Source organism: Haloquadratum walsbyi C23, assembly GCF_000237865.1.
Classification (GTDB): Archaea; Halobacteriota; Halobacteria; order Halobacteriales; family Haloferacaceae; genus Haloquadratum; species Haloquadratum walsbyi.
On sequence record NC_017459.1, the window covers coordinates 808422 to 826315 of the forward strand.

17 protein-coding genes are annotated in these 17894 nt (G+C 46.7%); 9 read left to right on the top strand and 8 right to left on the bottom strand.

Annotation, left to right across the window (positions count from 1 at the left end; genetic code table 11):
• Positions 1–67 precede the first annotated feature (67 nt).
• Together HQRW_RS03575 and HQRW_RS03580 are read left to right on the top strand one after the other, a co-directional pair.
• The gene (locus HQRW_RS03575) at positions 68–1540 is read left to right on the top strand and encodes a DHH family phosphoesterase (RefSeq protein WP_014555496.1); all 1473 of its coding nucleotides are present in this window, start codon (positions 68–70) and stop codon (positions 1538–1540) included.
• A 374-nt stretch (positions 1541–1914) separates the two neighbouring features.
• A complete protein-coding gene (locus HQRW_RS03580; RefSeq protein WP_014555497.1) occupies positions 1915–2697 on the top strand; it encodes a CBS domain-containing protein in 783 nt (260 codons plus the stop codon).
• A gap of 52 nt (positions 2698–2749) precedes the next feature.
• Here HQRW_RS03580 and HQRW_RS03585 read toward each other — a convergent pair whose 3' ends face one another.
• A complete protein-coding gene (locus HQRW_RS03585; protein ID WP_011570930.1) occupies positions 2750–3034 on the bottom strand; it encodes a DUF7545 family protein in 285 nt (94 codons plus the stop codon).
• 113 nt (positions 3035–3147) lie between these two features.
• Positions 3148–4215, bottom strand: a complete 1068-nt coding sequence (locus tag HQRW_RS03590) for an NAD(P)/FAD-dependent oxidoreductase (protein ID WP_014555498.1) — start codon at positions 4213–4215, stop codon at positions 3148–3150.
• A 207-nt stretch (positions 4216–4422) separates the two neighbouring features.
• Between HQRW_RS03590 and HQRW_RS03595 the strand changes: the two genes are divergently transcribed.
• Positions 4423–4710: a DUF357 domain-containing protein gene (locus tag HQRW_RS03595; RefSeq protein WP_014555499.1), complete on the top strand. Its 288-nt coding sequence runs from the start codon at positions 4423–4425 to the stop codon at positions 4708–4710.
• Positions 4711–4866: 156 nt separating this feature from the next.
• Here HQRW_RS03595 and cysS read toward each other — a convergent pair whose 3' ends face one another.
• Both cysS and HQRW_RS03605 read right to left on the bottom strand, forming a co-directional pair.
• On the bottom strand, positions 4867–6360 hold the full coding sequence (gene cysS, locus HQRW_RS03600; RefSeq protein ID WP_014555500.1) for a cysteine--tRNA ligase: 1494 nt from the start codon (positions 6358–6360) through the stop codon (positions 4867–4869).
• Positions 6361–6387: 27 nt separating this feature from the next.
• Positions 6388–6873, bottom strand: a complete 486-nt coding sequence (locus HQRW_RS03605; protein WP_049891614.1) for a DUF7523 family protein — start codon at positions 6871–6873, stop codon at positions 6388–6390.
• 467 nt (positions 6874–7340) lie between these two features.
• Here HQRW_RS03605 and HQRW_RS03610 point away from each other — a divergent pair, with 467 nt between their 5' ends.
• On the top strand, positions 7341–8216 hold the full coding sequence (locus HQRW_RS03610) for a CbiX/SirB N-terminal domain-containing protein (protein ID WP_014555502.1): 876 nt from the start codon (positions 7341–7343) through the stop codon (positions 8214–8216).
• Entirely contained in the window at positions 8209–9459 is a 1251-nt protein-coding gene (locus HQRW_RS03615; protein WP_014555503.1) for a DR2241 family protein, read from the top strand. Before HQRW_RS03610 ends, HQRW_RS03615 begins: the two co-directional genes overlap by 8 nt.
• 55 nt (positions 9460–9514) lie before the next feature.
• Here HQRW_RS03615 and HQRW_RS03620 read toward each other — a convergent pair whose 3' ends face one another.
• From HQRW_RS03620 to purH, 4 genes are all read right to left on the bottom strand, one after another.
• A complete protein-coding gene (locus tag HQRW_RS03620; protein WP_014555504.1) occupies positions 9515–10114 on the bottom strand; it encodes a DUF7524 family protein in 600 nt (199 codons plus the stop codon).
• A 130-nt stretch (positions 10115–10244) separates the two neighbouring features.
• Entirely contained in the window at positions 10245–10430 is a 186-nt protein-coding gene (locus tag HQRW_RS03625) for a methytransferase partner Trm112 (protein WP_011570937.1), read from the bottom strand.
• Between the two features lie 97 nt (positions 10431–10527).
• On the bottom strand, positions 10528–11859 hold the full coding sequence (locus tag HQRW_RS03630; RefSeq protein WP_014555505.1) for an adenylosuccinate synthase: 1332 nt from the start codon (positions 11857–11859) through the stop codon (positions 10528–10530).
• Positions 11860–12054: 195 nt separating this feature from the next.
• A complete protein-coding gene (purH, locus tag HQRW_RS03635; RefSeq protein ID WP_014555506.1) occupies positions 12055–13659 on the bottom strand; it encodes a bifunctional phosphoribosylaminoimidazolecarboxamide formyltransferase/IMP cyclohydrolase in 1605 nt (534 codons plus the stop codon).
• A gap of 400 nt (positions 13660–14059) precedes the next feature.
• On the opposite strand from purH, the gene purB reads away from it, so the two are divergent.
• From purB to HQRW_RS03655, 4 genes are all read left to right on the top strand, one after another.
• Positions 14060–15481 (top strand): adenylosuccinate lyase, encoded by a 1422-nt coding sequence (gene purB, locus HQRW_RS03640; RefSeq protein ID WP_014555507.1) that lies wholly within the window; start codon positions 14060–14062, stop codon positions 15479–15481.
• A 140-nt stretch (positions 15482–15621) separates the two neighbouring features.
• Entirely contained in the window at positions 15622–16701 is a 1080-nt protein-coding gene (locus tag HQRW_RS03645) for a glucose 1-dehydrogenase (protein ID WP_014555508.1), read from the top strand.
• Positions 16688–17377 carry a transcriptional regulator GfcR gene (gfcR, locus tag HQRW_RS03650; RefSeq protein WP_014555509.1) on the top strand — a complete coding sequence of 230 codons (690 nt, stop codon included), beginning with the start codon at positions 16688–16690 and terminating at the stop codon, positions 17375–17377. Before HQRW_RS03645 ends, gfcR begins: the two co-directional genes overlap by 14 nt.
• Positions 17378–17477: 100 nt before the next feature.
• Positions 17478–17825, top strand: coding sequence for a glutaredoxin family protein (locus HQRW_RS03655; protein ID WP_011570943.1), 348 nt, complete (start codon positions 17478–17480; stop codon positions 17823–17825).
• Positions 17826–17894: the final 69 nt, after the last annotated feature.

The following is a 17894-nucleotide window of genomic DNA, read 5'->3' on the forward strand; positions in this document are numbered from 1 at the left end:
TAATGGTTTTCTTGAGTAATCATACCATGACGGCAGTGTTTTAGCATCTGCGCTTGGATTGTTATACATGAATCGGCGGTTGCTACTTGGGTGTGGCCCTGCCGTCCATGATGCGGTCGAGCAGTTTATTGACCGATCTGGACATCTCACGATTGTCACACAGCATGAGACCGTTTTTGAATCATTCAATGGTGAGGATATCGATCATACGCAGGCAAATCCTGACGATTCGACGGTGTATCCTCCGACTGCCGATATGATATTTATCGCCAGTGACGAAGCCAAGCAAAATGCAATCACTGCTGAGACCGCTCGAACAGAGTTTCCAAACACGCACATCACGAGCTTCGTTCCCGCAACAGCCTCTCAGAAGATACGAGAGCGGATTAATTGTGTGAGTAATCACGTAATTGATGCTCGTCAAGCACTGGTAAGCCGATTTAACGATATACTGACACATCCAGGTGCTAGACAACTTCATCAGCTGTTCACAACGTTGCGTGATATTGACGACACTCTTGCGATTGTGATGCATGATGCTCCCGATCCGGATGCAATCGCGAGTGCGCTTGCGCTTGCGGAACTTGCCGATAATGCCGATATTGATGCTGATTTGTGTTATTATGGTTCAATTTCACATCAAGAAAACCGTGCGTTAGTCAATCTACTTGATATTGATTTACTTAATTTTGAGAGAGAGACTGATGTTGAGGAATATGATAGTATTGCATTAGTTGATCACTCACGACCAGGAGTTAATGATGGACTTGCTCCCGATACTACGGTTGATATTGTTGTCGATCATCACCCACCACGAGCAACGGTTGAGGCATCGTTTGTTGATATCCGTCGAAATGTCGGTGCGACAAGTACCATCTTCGCAGATTATCTCCGCAGAATAAATGCAGCACCAACTGAATCTGTCGCAACAGCGCTATTGTTTGGCATTCGAACTGATACAAATGACTTCGCAAGAGAGGTCTCCGCAGCAGATTTTGAGGCTGCTGCATGGTTATTGACGCATGCGAATCTTTCGACACTTGATAATGTTGAATCTCCACAGATGACTTCCGGCGTTCTTGAGACGCTCTCAAATGCGATTCAGAATCGCGATGTTCGTGGCAATGCACTTGCCTCGAATGTCGGGAGTATCACCGATCGTGACTCACTCGCGCAGGCAGCTGATCATGTATTGAATCTTAAGGGAGTGAAAATTGTTATTATATATGGCTGGATTGATGATACGGTCTACCTTTCCGGGCGAGCACGCGGTGTTGATATTGATCTTGGCGAGACGCTTCGGAATGCACTTGGAAATGTCGGAAGTGCTGGCGGGCACGCTGACCTAGCTGGTGCACAGATCCCACTTGATGCACTCAATTTAGCACAAGAAGAATCCACAGATGATCATTATGCAACTATCTCAGATGCAGTCTCAACACGAGTATTTGGAGCATTAGATGATAAGACGACCGTACTTGAGCCTGAGGAATCCGAGTCGACTGTTGAGCCGTTTCAGTTCCCACAAAAGACTCAATAATATCTATGAATCAGGCGAAAGATGATTTCTTCCGATCTTCCCCGAGCGGGGTCGCCTGGAATTGACACTCAAATACCTTGCTGGTGTCACCCCGTTCATCATAATCCGATAACTCCCGTTGAGTGCTCACTGAGCGATTTTGAGAGGAATCGTATTTTCAAGCCGGCTCAGTCAGCAGTGAATTAAACTCATTAATCCGTCGTTTGAATCTTCTTACTGCATATTTCTGTAATTCATATGACGTGATAAAATTCCATATCAGATTCACCCTCGTGATTATATTCAAGATTTGAGGCAGTTATGTTGTCCCGTCAGTAAATCTCATATTATGATGATGAGTATGTTTTTTAGTACTGATTGACAATCGCCGTATCATGAGTGAGAAGGCGACTGTCAATGAGTATATGACACAAGATGTCCAGACTGTTTCGCCGACTGACACCGTTGCCGATGTCGCTCATCAAATTAAAAATAGTGCTGGTCATACTGGATTTCCTGTTTCGGAGGGTCGGACCGTCGAGGGAGTCGTGACCGCTTGTGATCTGTTATTAGTTGACGACGAAGCAGCTATCTTCACCGTCATGACCGAGGATATTATTGTTGCACATCCAGATATGGCGGTTGTTGATGCCGGACGGGTTATTCTTCGATCTGGTATTCAAAAGCTCCCTGTCGTTGATGATGCCGGGAATCTCGTCGGAATTATTTCGAACACCGATGTTGTTCGGTCACAGATTGAGCGTGCAACGCCAGAGAAGGTTGGAAAATTGATGCGGACGCTTGAACAAATTCATGGCATTTCAGTTGAACAGGAGCGCCGCTCAATCACACTTGATAATCTTGTTCCAACGCAAAGCCGTGTATATGGCGATGAACTTGAGGGACGACAATATGAGCTTGAACGTGGACTCGCAGAGCCTCTTGTTACAATTGACACTGCTGGTGCATTACTCCTTGCCGATGGACATCACCGTGTTATGGCTGCTACAGAAGTCGGAATTGATGAAATGGAGGCATATGTCATCATCGTCAATGACCCTGTTGAGTTGGGAATGCAGCGGACGGCAAAAAAAGAGGGTCTCTATTCGATTGATGATATCGAAATCGTTGAGTATGGACGACATCCACTTGTTGAGACCACGCGCCGACTACAGTAATAATGCTATCTGAGTGATATTCAGCCAAGCTGAATAACTGGGATTTTATATTTCAGTGGTTATGTCCCATTGCTTCACTCAGTGAGACACCAAAGCGATCTTCAAATAATGATTCCATTTTATCATTGCGCTCTTCAAGATCTGCTGGTGTGTCACCTTCACCGTGATGGACAACAGCATGCGATTGTTGTGCGAATGACTGAATAATCAGATCACAAACAACTGCGATCGAGTCCTCTCCTTGCTCGGTGAACATATCTGGGAGACCAGCAGGGAGTTCAACAGTTTCAGTATTCCCGTCCGGGTCTTCAATAGTATAGGTTTCTGTTGCAACCATACTACATCACAATAGCCAGCACATAAGGGTCTGTGGGACGGCGATTGGTTATTTTATATGAGGATTTTCATATGTGATCCTCACGTCCTCAACTTCACCTACGATTACAGCCATCAATCATCACTTTCGACGGCTGCCACATCAGTGTCGGCTGTTGTTGCTTGATTCTGCTCAAGATCTTCAAGATATTCATCAACGTCAAGAGCAGCCTTCACACCCATGCCGCCAGCAGTCGCTGCCTGTTGATAGTGATAATCAACAACATCTCCTGCCGCAAAGATACCAGGTGCATCTGTCTTAGTCTGTCCCCCACCGTCACCACCTGCGGCATCAAGATATCCACGGTCATCAAGGGACACACCAGTATTGTGAAGATACTCAGTATTCGGTGTATGCCCAATTGCATAAAACACTGCTCCGACATCAAACTCAAACGTCTCCGTCTCTGGGTTATCAAGTTTTTCACTTGGGTAGCCTTCGGGATGTCGAACAAGTGTTGTATAATCAACACCGTCTTCACGCGTCCCATGTAATTCAGTTAATTCAGTGTTCCGCATAATCTCAACATCACCGTTATCGACATGCTCCATTATCCGGTCAACCCAGTAATCTTCAGCTCGGAATTCCTCACGACGATGAACGATATAGACCGTTGAAGCGAATTTTGTGAGGAAACTAGCCTCCTCCATCGCAGCATCACCACCACCAACAACCATGATTTCTTCTCCACGGAAGAATGCTCCATCACAAGTCGCACATGTCGAAAGTCCATATCCCATCAACTCATCCTCACCGGGAATACCGAGCGTCCGCGCGGATGCGCCTGATGCAACAATTAATGCATCTGTTGTGTATGTATCACCGTTAGATATATTCAAAATAACTGGTCGCTCATCATCGTTGACCGTCTCAACAACGCCATGACGGATATCTGCTCCAAAGCGTTCTGCTTGTGATTTCATATTTTGAATAAGCTCGGGTCCAGAAATACCCTCAGGGAATCCAGGGTAATTCTCAACCTCAGTGGTCAATGTAAGTTGCCCTCCAGGTTCATCACCCTCAAGCACCAGCGGATCATTGTTAGCTCGCCCAGCGTATATTGCCGCTGAAAGACCAGCAATTCCTGATCCGGCAATCACTAGCCGCCGGTGCTCAACAGACTCGTCAGTCTGTGCTGTCATATATACTAATATTTGACTGACCCACCCTTTTAATCTTCGCTGTTGTGTGTGGGTCGCGCCCAATAGAAATGTATAGAGCATGCAATATTATAATATAGCTCACTCTTCCATCGACAGGATTTATGCTAATCTTCCGTCTTTTGTAGGTGTGTGTATTATTTTATATTCGTGCGATGGTCCTTTGTGCTCGAGCGCTAACGGCTGAATATGACCGTTGAATTGATTGCAAAAACAGATCAGTATGAGCGAATGCTCGCAGACGCACTTGAAGTGGCAGAAATCGCAGTTCCAAAGACAACCCCACTTGGTCGTGCAGCTCACGAGACGCGTGAGATGGCTCGCTCATATCTTGAGGATGGTCGGCATTTCAGGACAGTTGATGACCCTGTCAATGCACTCGCAGCGTTTTCGTATGGATATGGCTGGCTCGATGCTGGTGTTCGGATTGGATTATTTAATATTCCTGCAGAATCAGACCTATTTACCACCTCGTGAATCGCCTCGGGGGTCAAGGATTGAAGTCGTTGTAATGCTCCACCTGTAGACCAGATACGGTCTCCTCAAAGTCACTATCTCGTTCTTGACATCCTCCCATGCTCAATTCGTTGGATTCTCTGTTGAAACTGTATGTGATTCCATTTCTGACATTATTCATTGATTATTCACTCGATATATTGTCTCTTCATCATTATCTTGCACTTCGATTCCAATCTCATCAAGACTATCCCGAAGTTCATCTGCTCGGTGATAATTCCCTGCCTCTCGCTCTGTCTCACGAACATCTAATATGAGTTCAATAAGTTCTTCAGCAATCTCAACCGTGCCATCACCAGTGGGTTGATCGCCAAATTTGAGTCCACATACCTCTCCACCAAGCGCTTCGAACGCTTCAATTGCCATATATAGACCATAATAATCATATCGTTCTTGTGAGTCGAGATGTCGATTTACGCTTGTTGCGAGCTTCAGAAGGGAAGCTATTGCTTCTCGAACGTTGAAATCATTATTCATTGCGCTGGTGAATGATGACTTTGTTTCTGAGACACTCGATCGAAGAGACTCATCTTCAACGATTGCATATGCATCAGTGCTATTGGATGCATCGACAGCCATCTCATACGCACGATTAAGCCGGTCCCATCGCTCAGTTGCCTCTGCAAGTTCGGATTGACCAAGTGTTTGCTCACTTCGGTATGCCGTTGCGAGATAAAACATTCTAATCACATTGACACCATGCTCATCGAGTGCCTGCTTAATAGTGAGAATATTACCAATACTTGAGGACATCTTATCACCCGCTGACTGGAGTAACCCGACATGAAGCCAGTATCGAGCGAACTGTTGGTCAGTTGCTGCCTCACTTTGTGCGACTTCATTCTCATGATGCGGAAACATAAGATCACGCCCTCCAACATGAATATCTAATGTCTCATCCAGATGATCCATCGACATCGCCGAACATTCAATATGCCATCCTGGTCGCCCTTCTCCCCATGGTGCATTCCATGTCTGCCCATGAGTGGTCTCAAGTTGATCAAGTTCTTCTGACCGGTGCTCGTTCAGATCATCTGGCTTGACACCACCAGCTTTCCATAACGCAAAGTCGGCTGGATGTCGTTTTTCAGCACGCTCATCGGCGGGAGTCTGTGCTTTCATTTCATCGAGTTGTTGGTTTGAAAGGTCACCATATCCATCAAACGCGGTAACATCAAAGTAGACAGATCCATTTGCTTCATATGCATATCCATCATCAAGTAAGGATTCAACAAGGTCGATAATTGTCGGAATATGCTCAGAAACGCGTGGATAAACCGTTGCTCGCTTGAGATTCAGTCCACGCATATCTTGAATCACACTATTTGTGAAGTGGTCTGCAACAGTCGCCTCAGTCTCACCGAGTTCGTCCTCACCGATCCGAGCAACAATCTTCTCATTGACATCGGTGAAGTTCTCTACGTGCCGGACAGTATAACCCTGATACTCGAGCCAGCGATGCATTATATCTGCATGTACCCATAATCTGGCATGTCCCAAATGCGCGTGGTCCGAGACAGTGAGCCCACAGACGTATAACAGCACTTCATCACCACGTGGTTCAAACTCTTCGCGTTCGCCCGTTAGAGTGTTTGTCACGGACAATGTCATTGATATGGGGTACTCACGTCGATGGTTTCAATTCGTCGGAATAACTGTCAATGCGGCTTCGACACTCCGAAGTGCGCTTGCACCCTTACGACGCGGAACAATGACAATGAACATATCTTGCAGAGTCCCAGCCGCTTTGATATTGATATCCTCCATTTGGACGCGTTCAATTGCAGTTGTGAACCCTGATATGGTCATATCGGGAACGGTATCAACAATGATAGCAGATAACTGTCCATCAGCTGTAATGATAAATTCATTATTAAGACGCAGTAAAATATCAACGCTTGCTTCGCCTTGATTTTGAACCATATCGTGGGTATCACTCACGATATCAACACCGTGATGCATTCGGATCGGTATATCAGACTCTCCAACTGTGGTGAAGTTATTGAGACTATCGCCGAATCGACGAAGGGCTCGTGCAACTGAGTCGATATCTCCCTCAAGATCAAGAAACGATGCCGCAGCACGATAATTAATGATATCAGCACGTAATGCAGTGACAAGCAAGGATGAGCACGGGCAGCAGCGCGTGTCTCAGCAGCAAGTGACATACCGGTATATTATGCAGCGGTCGGATAGATGTACCGTCTATAGAGACCAAACGTCACAATCAGCATTTTCCTCGTGGTCATCAGAGGTTAGAGATAGTCTGAAAAACACGCCTGTTAAGATCGCATTCTCTCTGTTCACACTGCGTGACTCATCCGATATCGTGGATTCAATGCATGCCTCAGCGGGAGGCAGTGAGTGCAAAGCGCGTCGTTGAATCAGGAAGCCTGGGGCTTGACCCGGTGTGAGTTCACATCCCAGAAACAATGCTCACATTCTGACGGAAGCGACCTATGCCAGCGGAGTAAGGTGGAGTCATTCACCCAGGGAAGCCATCATATTATGTTATGTGTATAATGGAAAATCAAAATAATCTCCAAGAGAACCCGAAGTAAATAAGAGGACGCTAGTTGAAATATTCACATATGCAAGCCCTCGTCATTGTAGCACACGGGTCACATCTTAACCCCGATTCGTCGACTCCAACACACCAACATGCAGACACAATCCGTGCAAGCGGCGCTTTTGATGAGGTTAGAACTGGATTTTGGAAAGAAGAGCCATCACTTCGAGAGGTGCTTCGAACCGTTGAAGCTGATGAGATCTATCTGGTTCCGCTATTTATCAGCGAAGGCTACTTTACAGAGCAAGTTATCCCTCGTGAACTTCGATTAGACGGCTGGGATGTTTCTGAGTGGAATTCTGATGGGCTAAGTGCTGATACAGCAACGCTCGAAGCGACTGATACTGGTCAGACGATCCATTATTGCGGTCCTGTTGGTACGCATGAAGCAATGACTGATGTACTTGTCCGACGTGCTGAAACCGTCACAGGTGATCCATCCGTTGGCGATGAATGCGGGTTCGCAGTTGTCGGTCATGGAACCGAGCGGAACGAAAACTCTGCAAAAGCAATCGAGTACCATGCTGATCGTGTTCGTGATCTTGACCGATTTGATGAGGTCCAAGCACTCTATATGGATGAGGATCCTGAAGTGGATGATGTAACTGACTTCTTTGATACCACTGACATTGTTGTTGTCCCATTATTTGTCGCGGATGGATTCCACACACAAGAGGATATTCCAGAGGATATGGGTCTAACAGATGATTATCGAACAGGATATGATGTGCCTGCAACTGTGGATGATCATCGCATCTGGTATGCAGGCGCCGTTGGAACAGAGGGGCTCACAGCAGATGTGATTCTTGAGCGTGCTGCTGATGCCGGGGCAGACATTTCAACAGCAATTGAAACGGTCCGTGAGCAGACTCGCGAAACAACAGTCGCGGATGATTAAGGTACCAGGCACCGTCAGCAAAGCGTTGATAGCCCATCTTGTCAATGTAAAAGATCAAATCAATTTTGATGGACTTTGCGTTACCGCTGTGGATGGGGGTTACCGAATTGAGACCCCTTCGGTTGAAACGCCTACACTCACACATACAGATTTACTCAATTATGTCACAACTGAAGAAGTCGCCCCCTATGTGACAAACTGGTATTACTGGGAATCAACCCTCTCAGAGTTGGGTCGTCACCGCCGGGCGTTCCTTCGACATGCAGAAGGTGCACATAAAAACGATGTCCCAACGCGATATAGAGCTCTTCGTTCAGATGATGGATGTCTGACTGAGTGGGGAGAGATACAAGTGACAGCAATACTCGATAATCGGGGTCATCGTCACTATGATATCCGACATCAAGATGATGCAAAGGTTGCACCCGAAACGCTTGAAACACATACGGACCCCCGTGATGCCCGTGAGATCTCGACATATGATGATCGCGGCCGGTATCGACCACTACAGACAGCACCATCACTCCAAACAGGATGGGTATTCCCGAATCTTGATGCACGCGATGCAGTTGAAACGATCAATTTTCTATATCCGGCTTCAATTCCTAATTGGAATCTTGAACGCAACGGCGAGCTTGATATCACACATTGGCGTGAGACGGTTGAGCGCCAAACTGGCATCTATGGTGTTGTTGAAGAACTCCCCCGATCTGCTGTTGAGTGGGTCGCAGAAGCCTGTTGCGTAGACTCACAGTGTCTTAAACGTCGTGAGTGGCAATATACTGATGATGATCAACTAGAGGCTGATGGTGGGACAGGAACATTTCCCTGTCGAGAACCCTGTTCGCTTGTCATCGCAGCATCACGTCGATGGACAAAGCTTGAAGAAGAGAATGAGCGAACCTATGAGTTTGATCTGACACCATCTGAAAAGGACCAACTCGAAGCCATTATTGATGCTGTTGCTGACGGTCGTACTGATGAGATCAGAGAAGCCGATGTATATGAAGGAGCGAATCAATATCGGACTCGGTTCCTCCGTGCGAAGCGGATTGATGATGAGGGTCGTCTCTCAGGCACACCAACAGAACCATTAGCAGAATCGTCAACGAATGATGAACAACAGACTGTCATGGATGACGCTGACAATGATGTGGCAACATCTGGAAATGAACCACATGATGGTGCTGATCACAGTAGTCAATCGGCTGAAGCTAACGGAGAAGCCAGTAAAGACGAATAAGACAGCTCAGAATCTCAATCTGATACATCTTTGAGATGTGTGAGTCATTATTTATCTATATATCGAGCAGTAATCCAAGTGCGACCGCAACCACCACACCAAAAACAGTTCCGACCAACAGCACTGTAACTGAATTTGGGATAATTATCGCAATACTAACCGCAATAAAGAGTGCAATGACCGACAGTCCACCTACGGCAGCAATCCCGCCAATTTCGGTCCCAATGTTGTTTTGACTTCGAATCCATTTCCACCCACGAGTGAGGATTGTGTTATCTTCAGTGTCAGATGCTTCTTTATTTTCACCTGCCTCTGTTGTTTCATCGACGTTCGATTCTGGCGCCGCAATTGTCACAGTAACGCAGTCGGTCTTAGAGCCATATCCTGATGCAACGGTAAGTTCCCCCTCAATTGGATATTGATGAGGAGATACGCGAACGCCAACCCGGCGATTATCATCCGCTTTGACATAGTGATTGACCTCAGGCAATCGTGCTCCCTGCGACAGTTTTTCATCAAATCGGAGGTGAACATGCACAGATTCACCCATATTTTGTAGCTCGATATCGAAATTCTCACGAGCGCTAAATGCATCAGGTGCATCAACTGCATATAGCTTCCCAGCGTTCAGCCGGATCGTGAGCGGTTCTGTCACGAAGTGGCTGACGGTGCCCGCTGCTAAAAACGTTTAGGTCATAAGCTGATCTGTTGAATGAAATTGCAGAATTTTAACCTTCACACACGACCGTATCGATTTGGCGGCACATATTACACCCTCTATTGACTCACTCTTCACGCATATCCGGTGGAAGTAAGTTTGGAATTCCATCTTCGATTGGGTATACTTCACCAGTCTCTTTTCCAATGAGTCGCCCTTCGATGATTTCCTCACCATCGCGTTCATCTACCTCAAGCTCAAGCTCACTCTTGTCAAGAGGGTCACAGAGGATATCCATCAGTGACTCTTTCATCGATAACAGCGAGGATTGCGGTGGTAAAAAGACTACGGGTTCTTGCTTTCTTTACATCCTCTCTGGACCAGTAGGCTTCTCTTTTAATTCATTGTAACTACGCATCGATATCGAATGGATTGACCAACTCAATCGTCTCAGCACGGTCTGGTCCAACGCCAACCGCGTAAATCGGAGTGTCGAGTTCGTTTGTGAGATATTCAAGATACTGCTTTGCATTTGCCGGAATCGCCTCGTATCCTTCAGTTGCGACATCACTCCATGCAACACTATCCCATGGATCAAATGATCGAAGATTTGGCTCGCATTCTGCCCATCTTTCTGTTGTGGCTGGTATTGTGAATTGCTCCTCGCCATTGAGGTCATATGAGTGACCAACACAGACTTCATCAAGTCCAGCGAGCACATCAATATGATTTATTACAAGTCCTGTGAATCCATTTGATCGCGTTGCATGTCGGAGCATTGGAATATCAAGCCATCCGATTCTTCGGGGACGTCCAGTTACTGTTCCGAATTCACCGCCCTTCTCTCGGATATGATCTGCAAGCGCCTCATCAGTACCCGTTAATTCTGTTGGGAGCGGTCCGGTTCCGACTCGCGAGAGATATGCTTTGATGATTCCAACAACCTCTCCCTGACCAATAACTGTTGGACTGATACCTGTCCCAGTTGCTGCCCCACCCGCTGTTGGGTTTGATGAGGTAACATACGGGTAAATTCCATGATCGATATCAATCGATGTCCCTTGTGCACCTTCGAATAGAATCGTTGAATCATGATTGAGGTGCTCGTTGAGGAACTCACCCGCGTTGACTGTCATATCTTCCTCAGTTAGTCGCTTCCCCAGTTGACGATATTCAGAAAACAGCGATTCAACATCAAATGCCTCACTCGTGTCAACCCCAAATATACTCTCGGCGAGTGCACGCTTTTGGGGGACGACATACTCAAGTCGATCTCGAAGGACACTTGGGTCAAGTAAGTCTCCAACACGGACTCCTCGTCGACCCACCTTATCTTCATACGTCGGTCCAATTCCGCGACCAGTCGTCCCAGCCTCAAGATCGGAGTCTGATTTAGCGTCTTCTTCAATTCCATCAAGAACCCGATGATATGGCATAATGACATGTGCACGGCGAGCAACACGGACATCTGGTGTAAGCCCGCGCTCACGGAGCTCATCGATCTCGGAAAATAGTGTTTTAAGATTGATGACACATCCATTGCCTAGCACACCAACTTTGTCTCGGACTGCCCCGCTCGGAACCAACGACAACTTATACTCATCACCGTCTTCAACGACGGTGTGGCCCGCATTGTCGCCGCCTTGATACCGTGCGACGACATCGGCGCCGCCTCCCCATAAATCAACGAGCGCACCTTTGCCCTCGTCTCCCAATTGGGAGCCGACGATTGTAACGGTCATATACGGTGATTCTACATGCCAGTTGAAACCCATTACGACTTCATCTATCGATGAGTGAAAGAGTCTCACTCATCTAGCAGTTGTCCTAAAGTACCACGAGTCGGGTGACGCGTGAAACTCTCGCTGTGTTCTTTAGATTATATTCTGTCTAGTATGAAATTTGATTCAGCTGTTTGCCGGACTGTCCGCGTCGGTTTAATCGTGTCTGAAGCAACGCCGACCGGTGAAAACCATCGGTATATCATGCTCCTCACAGGCAGCGATCACCTCATCATCGTTTACCGATCCTCCAGGCTGAATCACAGCCTCAATGTCGGCGTCAGCAGCGGTTTCAACGCCATCGGGGAATGGAAAAAACGCATCGGAAGCCATTATACTCCCCGCTGGTTCCCCGTCTTCAGCGTGTTCTGTGGCTTTCATCACTGCTAATCGAACAGCATCAACACGCGATACCTGCCCCATCCCAATACCGACAGTTTCGGTTCCATCCGCAAGAATAATTCCATTTGACTTGACATGTTTTAGTACACGCCATGCGAATTCCATCGTTGTCAGTTGCTCTTCTGTTGGCTCAACACTGGTGACCACCTCAAGATCATCTCGTGACGGCGCCCATGTATCCTGTTCTTGCAGCAACCGTCCTCCAATAAGCGGTTTCGATATTATTGATTGTTGATCACTGGTTTTTTCTGATTCATCAATAGAATCCACCTCAAGAACCCGAAGGTCCTCACGCTCTCTGAGCATATCAATCGCATTATCAGTGTATCCCGGAGCAACTACCACCTCTTTGAATGATTCAATAATCGCTCCAGCGGTTGCAGCATCGCATGTTCGGTTTAACGCGACGATGCCACCAAATGCACTCATTGGGTCAGTGGCTAGTGCATCTGCATATGCATCTGTTAGTGTCTCAGCAGTTGCACATCCTGCAGGGTTTGTATGCTTGATTACCGCTGCGGCTGGCTTCTTGAATTCCTGTACTAACCGTAATGCAGCATCAGCATCATTATAATTATTATATGAGAGTGCTTTCGCCCCGTGATTCAATTGTGGTGCCCTCACAACACTTGGCTCAGACGCAGTCATATCAGCATACACAGCGGCTGATTGATGTGGATTCTCTCCATACCGCAGTGCATCTACGCGATCACTTGATATGTGTCTTTTTTCGGGGAACTGATCAGCATCATCGATCTCAATGGAAACCGTTGGTGGTGTCTTCGAGTGATCGATTGTGACTTTATCATGACTAAATAGTCGAATCGCACGCGGATATGCAATGAATTCTGCCGTGGTGCGCACCCGCTGTTTTAATGTAGAAGGATCATCATCAGTTCGAACTGGAACAGACTCCTGGGTAATAATCGGACCATCATCGACAGCCTCTGTGACGAGATGCACAGTGCATCCTGTGACCCGAACATCAGCCTTAAGTACTCGCTCATGCGCGTTCAACCCTGGAAATGCTGGAAGTAATGATGGATGCACATTTAATACTGGTGGCGTTGACTCAATGAACCTCTCAGTGAGAACTCGCATGTATCCATCAAGACAAATAATGTCGATATCGTACTGCCCGAGGGCATCGAGAATACGCTCTTCATGCTTTTCTCTGGATTGTTTATCTGGTCGTTCAATGACTCCAGTCTGAACTTCACGCGCGGAAGCCGCATCGAGCACGGGCGCGTCCGCATCATTTGTCAGGATCACTTCGACTGTCGCGTCTCCGGGCGATTGATCCGCGATATGCAAGAGATTTCGACCGTGATTACTCGCTAACCCGGCAATCGTGAGCATAATCGTCGGAGTTCACGCAGGTTGTAAGTCAGTTCCGGTCTCGTCATCATACATATAAAACCGAATGTAATTATCATCTGTATTGAGCGAATTTCATCAACCTGTATGTATACTGGCGCTGACCGAGACAAGAATATCTCATAGACCGTCTAGAAAGTTGACTGGAGTAGTTGGCATGAGACTAATTACGGCATGGATGCGGTAGTATGTCTGTGGATAGCTGGTGAATCGCCTGCAGCGGCTTACCTGCTATGTGTGAACGATAAATAATAGATCGTCTCCTCTGTGACTGCAAAGCGTGCCATAGGTATAGATAAGTTAGTGGACTCGTGGCAATTCATCCCGATATTGTATCAGCAGCATCGACATCCTTTTTGAGATACCACCGGCATCTCAGCACATGGATAATCTTTCACGTGATAACCCACTTGCAGCGGTCTCACCGCTTGATGGGCGATATTCATCGCGGACTGCGCCACTTGTCTCACATACAAGTGAAGCAGCACTCATGCGTACCAGACTCCGCGTTGAGATTGAGTATCTCTATGCACTTGATGCGCTTGAGCCAATCTCATTTTCATTAGATCCATCTGATCGTGATACCCTCAAGACAACCGTCAATTCCTTTGATGGCGATGATGCGGCAATGATCAAACAAATTGAGGTCGAGGGTGCGGCAGGCTATAGCGCGACCAATCACGATGTTAAAGCGATTGAATACTTCCTCCGAATACAGACACCATCATATATTCACCCGTGGATTCATTTTGGACTCACCTCAGAGGATATTAATAATCTATCTCACCGACTTCTAATACGCTCAGGCGTGAAGAACGTACTCGTGCCAGCGCTGAGGTCACTTCGTGATGAATTAGTGTCGCTTGCACAGGAGTATCGAAAGACGCCAATGCTGGCTCAAACACACGGGCAACCAGCGACCCCGACCACATTTGGAAAGGAGATGGCAGTTTATGCAACGCGTATCGGGACGGCTATTGGCCGGATTACAGATGCGAATGATACATTGACAGGTAAACTCGCTGGGGCTTCAGGAACATATGCTGCACATGCTGCTGCTTACCCCGATGTCGACTGGCGAGCGTTTGCACAGTCGTTTGTCACTGATCTTGGTCTCAATCATGTTAAATTGTCTACGCAAATCAATCCATGTGATGATCTAGCAGCATTATTTGATGCACTCTGCGGCGTAAATAATATGATTATTGATCTAGATCGTGATGCATGGCTGTATATTTCTAATCGATATCTTGGTCAGCAAACAACCGCTGGAGAGACTGGGTCATCAACGATGCCACATAAGGTTAATCCGATTGACTTTGAGAATGCAGAAGGTAATCTTTCAAAAGCTACCTCTGATCTCCGATTTCTTGCTGATTATATTACCAACTCACGACTTCAACGTGACCTTTCAGACTCAACTGTCAAACGCAACATTGGTGCTGGATTCGCACATGCTCTCATTGGATATAAAAAGACGACTGATGGGCTTCAGAAAGTGGTTCCAAACCAAACAGTAATGCAATCAGAACTTGAATCACATCCAGAACTAATTGGAGAGGCGGTCCAGACAATCCTTCGACGTGAGGGTGATGTCGATGCATATGAACGCGTAAAGGAACTCACGCGCGGAGAAGATGTTGCACTGACAGATTTTCACGATCTTTTTGCGTCACTGTCAGTGTCAGAGTCTGTTCGTGACGAACTACAGGCGCTATCACCACTGACCTACACTGGATACGCGAGTGAACTTGTTGATGAAGTCGATGAAACTACTGACGCTGGTGCACAGGACTCATATTAATGATATCAATTTGATATGAGCTATCAAGCTGGCAGCACGACACGTGGTTATATGTGTTCGATCATGATCTCTGAACATACGAAATCAATTTTTACTCAGAATAAAAGAAATCTTTTGTACACTGACTGTTTCAAGCATATATGCAAGCTATCGCAGTTTCACGTGATTCTAAGGGGCCAATTTGTATTGAAAAGCCTCGACCTGAGCCAGAACCAGGCGAGGCGCTCATCCGAACGCTCCGGGTTGGTATCGACGGAACCGATCATGAGATAATTGCTGGGTCCTACGGTGAGTATCCTGCTGATGAGGACCACCTTGTCCTCGGACATGAGGCAGTCGGTGTGGTCGAGGATCCAGGAACAACCGGTCTTGAACGTGGCGAAGTCGTAGCCCCAATAGTTCGACGCTCCCCAAATGGAGAATCTGTATATTTTGACCGTGGTGAACCAGACATGGCGCCTGAAGGCTCATATCATGAACGTGGCATTATCGGGTCTCATGGCTACTTTTCTGAGTTCTTCACCTCACAAGCGCAGCATCTTGTTTCAATTCCATCATCGTTGGCTCAGGCTGGCTTTCTTGTTGAACCGCTCTCAGTCGTAAACAAAGCTATTGAACTCGCAACCGCTTCACGATCATCATTCACCTGGGAGCCAACATCAGCACTCGTCTTAGGCAATGGCAGTCTTGGATTACTGATGCTTGCTCATCTTACTTCGACAGACACCTATGAGCGGTGTTACTGCCTTGGGCGTCGTGACCGACCAGATCCGACGATTGACATTATCGAGCGACTTGGTGCAACATATGTTGACTCTCGAAAAACCCCTGTCGATACGATTCCGTCTACATATGAATCGATGGACTTTATTTGTGAGGCGACCGGGCATGCTCCACATGCGTTCAAAACGATTGATGCACTGGCGCCAAACGGTGTTGGTGCTTTGCTTGGAGTTCCTGAGTCATCAAGCTTTGAAATCGATGGCGGAGCGCTTCATAATGAACTTGTATTGCATAATAAAGCGCTCATCGGCAGTGTAAACTCAAATATAACTCACTTTAAGACAGCGAGTGATGATCTCCAAACATTTCCAGAATGGTTTATTGATTCGCTTATCACCGACGTATATCCACTCTCGGAGTTTCGATATGCATTCGATAATAACGACGACACCACTATAAAAACAGCCGTGCAACTCAGCGCATATGAAGAACGTTGATGATCTTATCGAAAATGCAGCTGAACTTGCTGAACGAGGGCTCTCAAAAGGTGAAATTGCTGATGAATTAAATGTCTCACGAGAAACAGCTAGTTGGCTTGTTGAACGAAGTCAGCCAACCGATAACAGCCAATCGTCATCAGCGAACAATCCGACAGAAGCACATGATATTCACGTTGATTGGAGTGCTGTTGGGCGTGACTCAAAACGGCTTAGCTATATTGGACAAGCGATGGCTGATTTATTAATGAAGGAGGGTGAAGCGGTTGATCTAACAATTGGGATTGAAAAAGCGGGTGCATCACTCTCGACCGTTGTTGCTCAAGAACTTGATACAGATCTTGGGTCATATGCACCTGCAAAGCACCAATGGGACGAAGGGGATATCAATGAACTTGGTGGATCATTCTCGCGGAACTTTGCACAGATTCGTGATCGTGACTGCTACATTGTCGATGATACAATTACTTCTGGCACAACGATGCAAGAGACAATTGACGCGATTCGTGATGCCGGTGGTCGACCTGTTGCATGTGTTGTTGTTGTTGATAAACAGGGCGTCGATTCACTAGCCGACGTCCCTGTGTATTCACTTATCGATGTTGTCCGTGTCGATAGTGACACTAATGACCGTGACATATCCAATAAATCAAATTCGGCGCCACCTGATATATGAATTACTTCGAGTAATCAATTCGTGAGTACACCGAGAGAATGTCCCAGATCGAATCAACGTTGACACAATCCCTTTGTTATCTGAATTCATATGATGAGATATGACGTTTCAGCCTGGTTCTGAACTGAGCGATGAAGAGATCACGACCCGCGTCAATGAGACAATTGCGGATAATGATATTGCCCTCTTCATGAAAGGGAATCGACTGATGCCGCAGTGTGGGTACTCACAGCGAGCGGTTAATCTCATTTCACAACATGTCGAGGAGTTCGAGACGATTGATGTCCTTCCTGCGCTCGACCAATATCGAAGTGCACTCGAGGATCACAGTGGATGGGAAACGATTCCGCAAACATATGTTGACGGTGAATTCATTGGCGGTAGTGATATTCTTGCTGAACTTGATGAACGCGGTGAACTCGCAGAAAAACTTGGTTTCGATGACTGACCCCAGTCGGATGAGTATATAATTTAGCAAAATCAGAATTATATGCTACGCTCTTCTCGATAAGCCGTA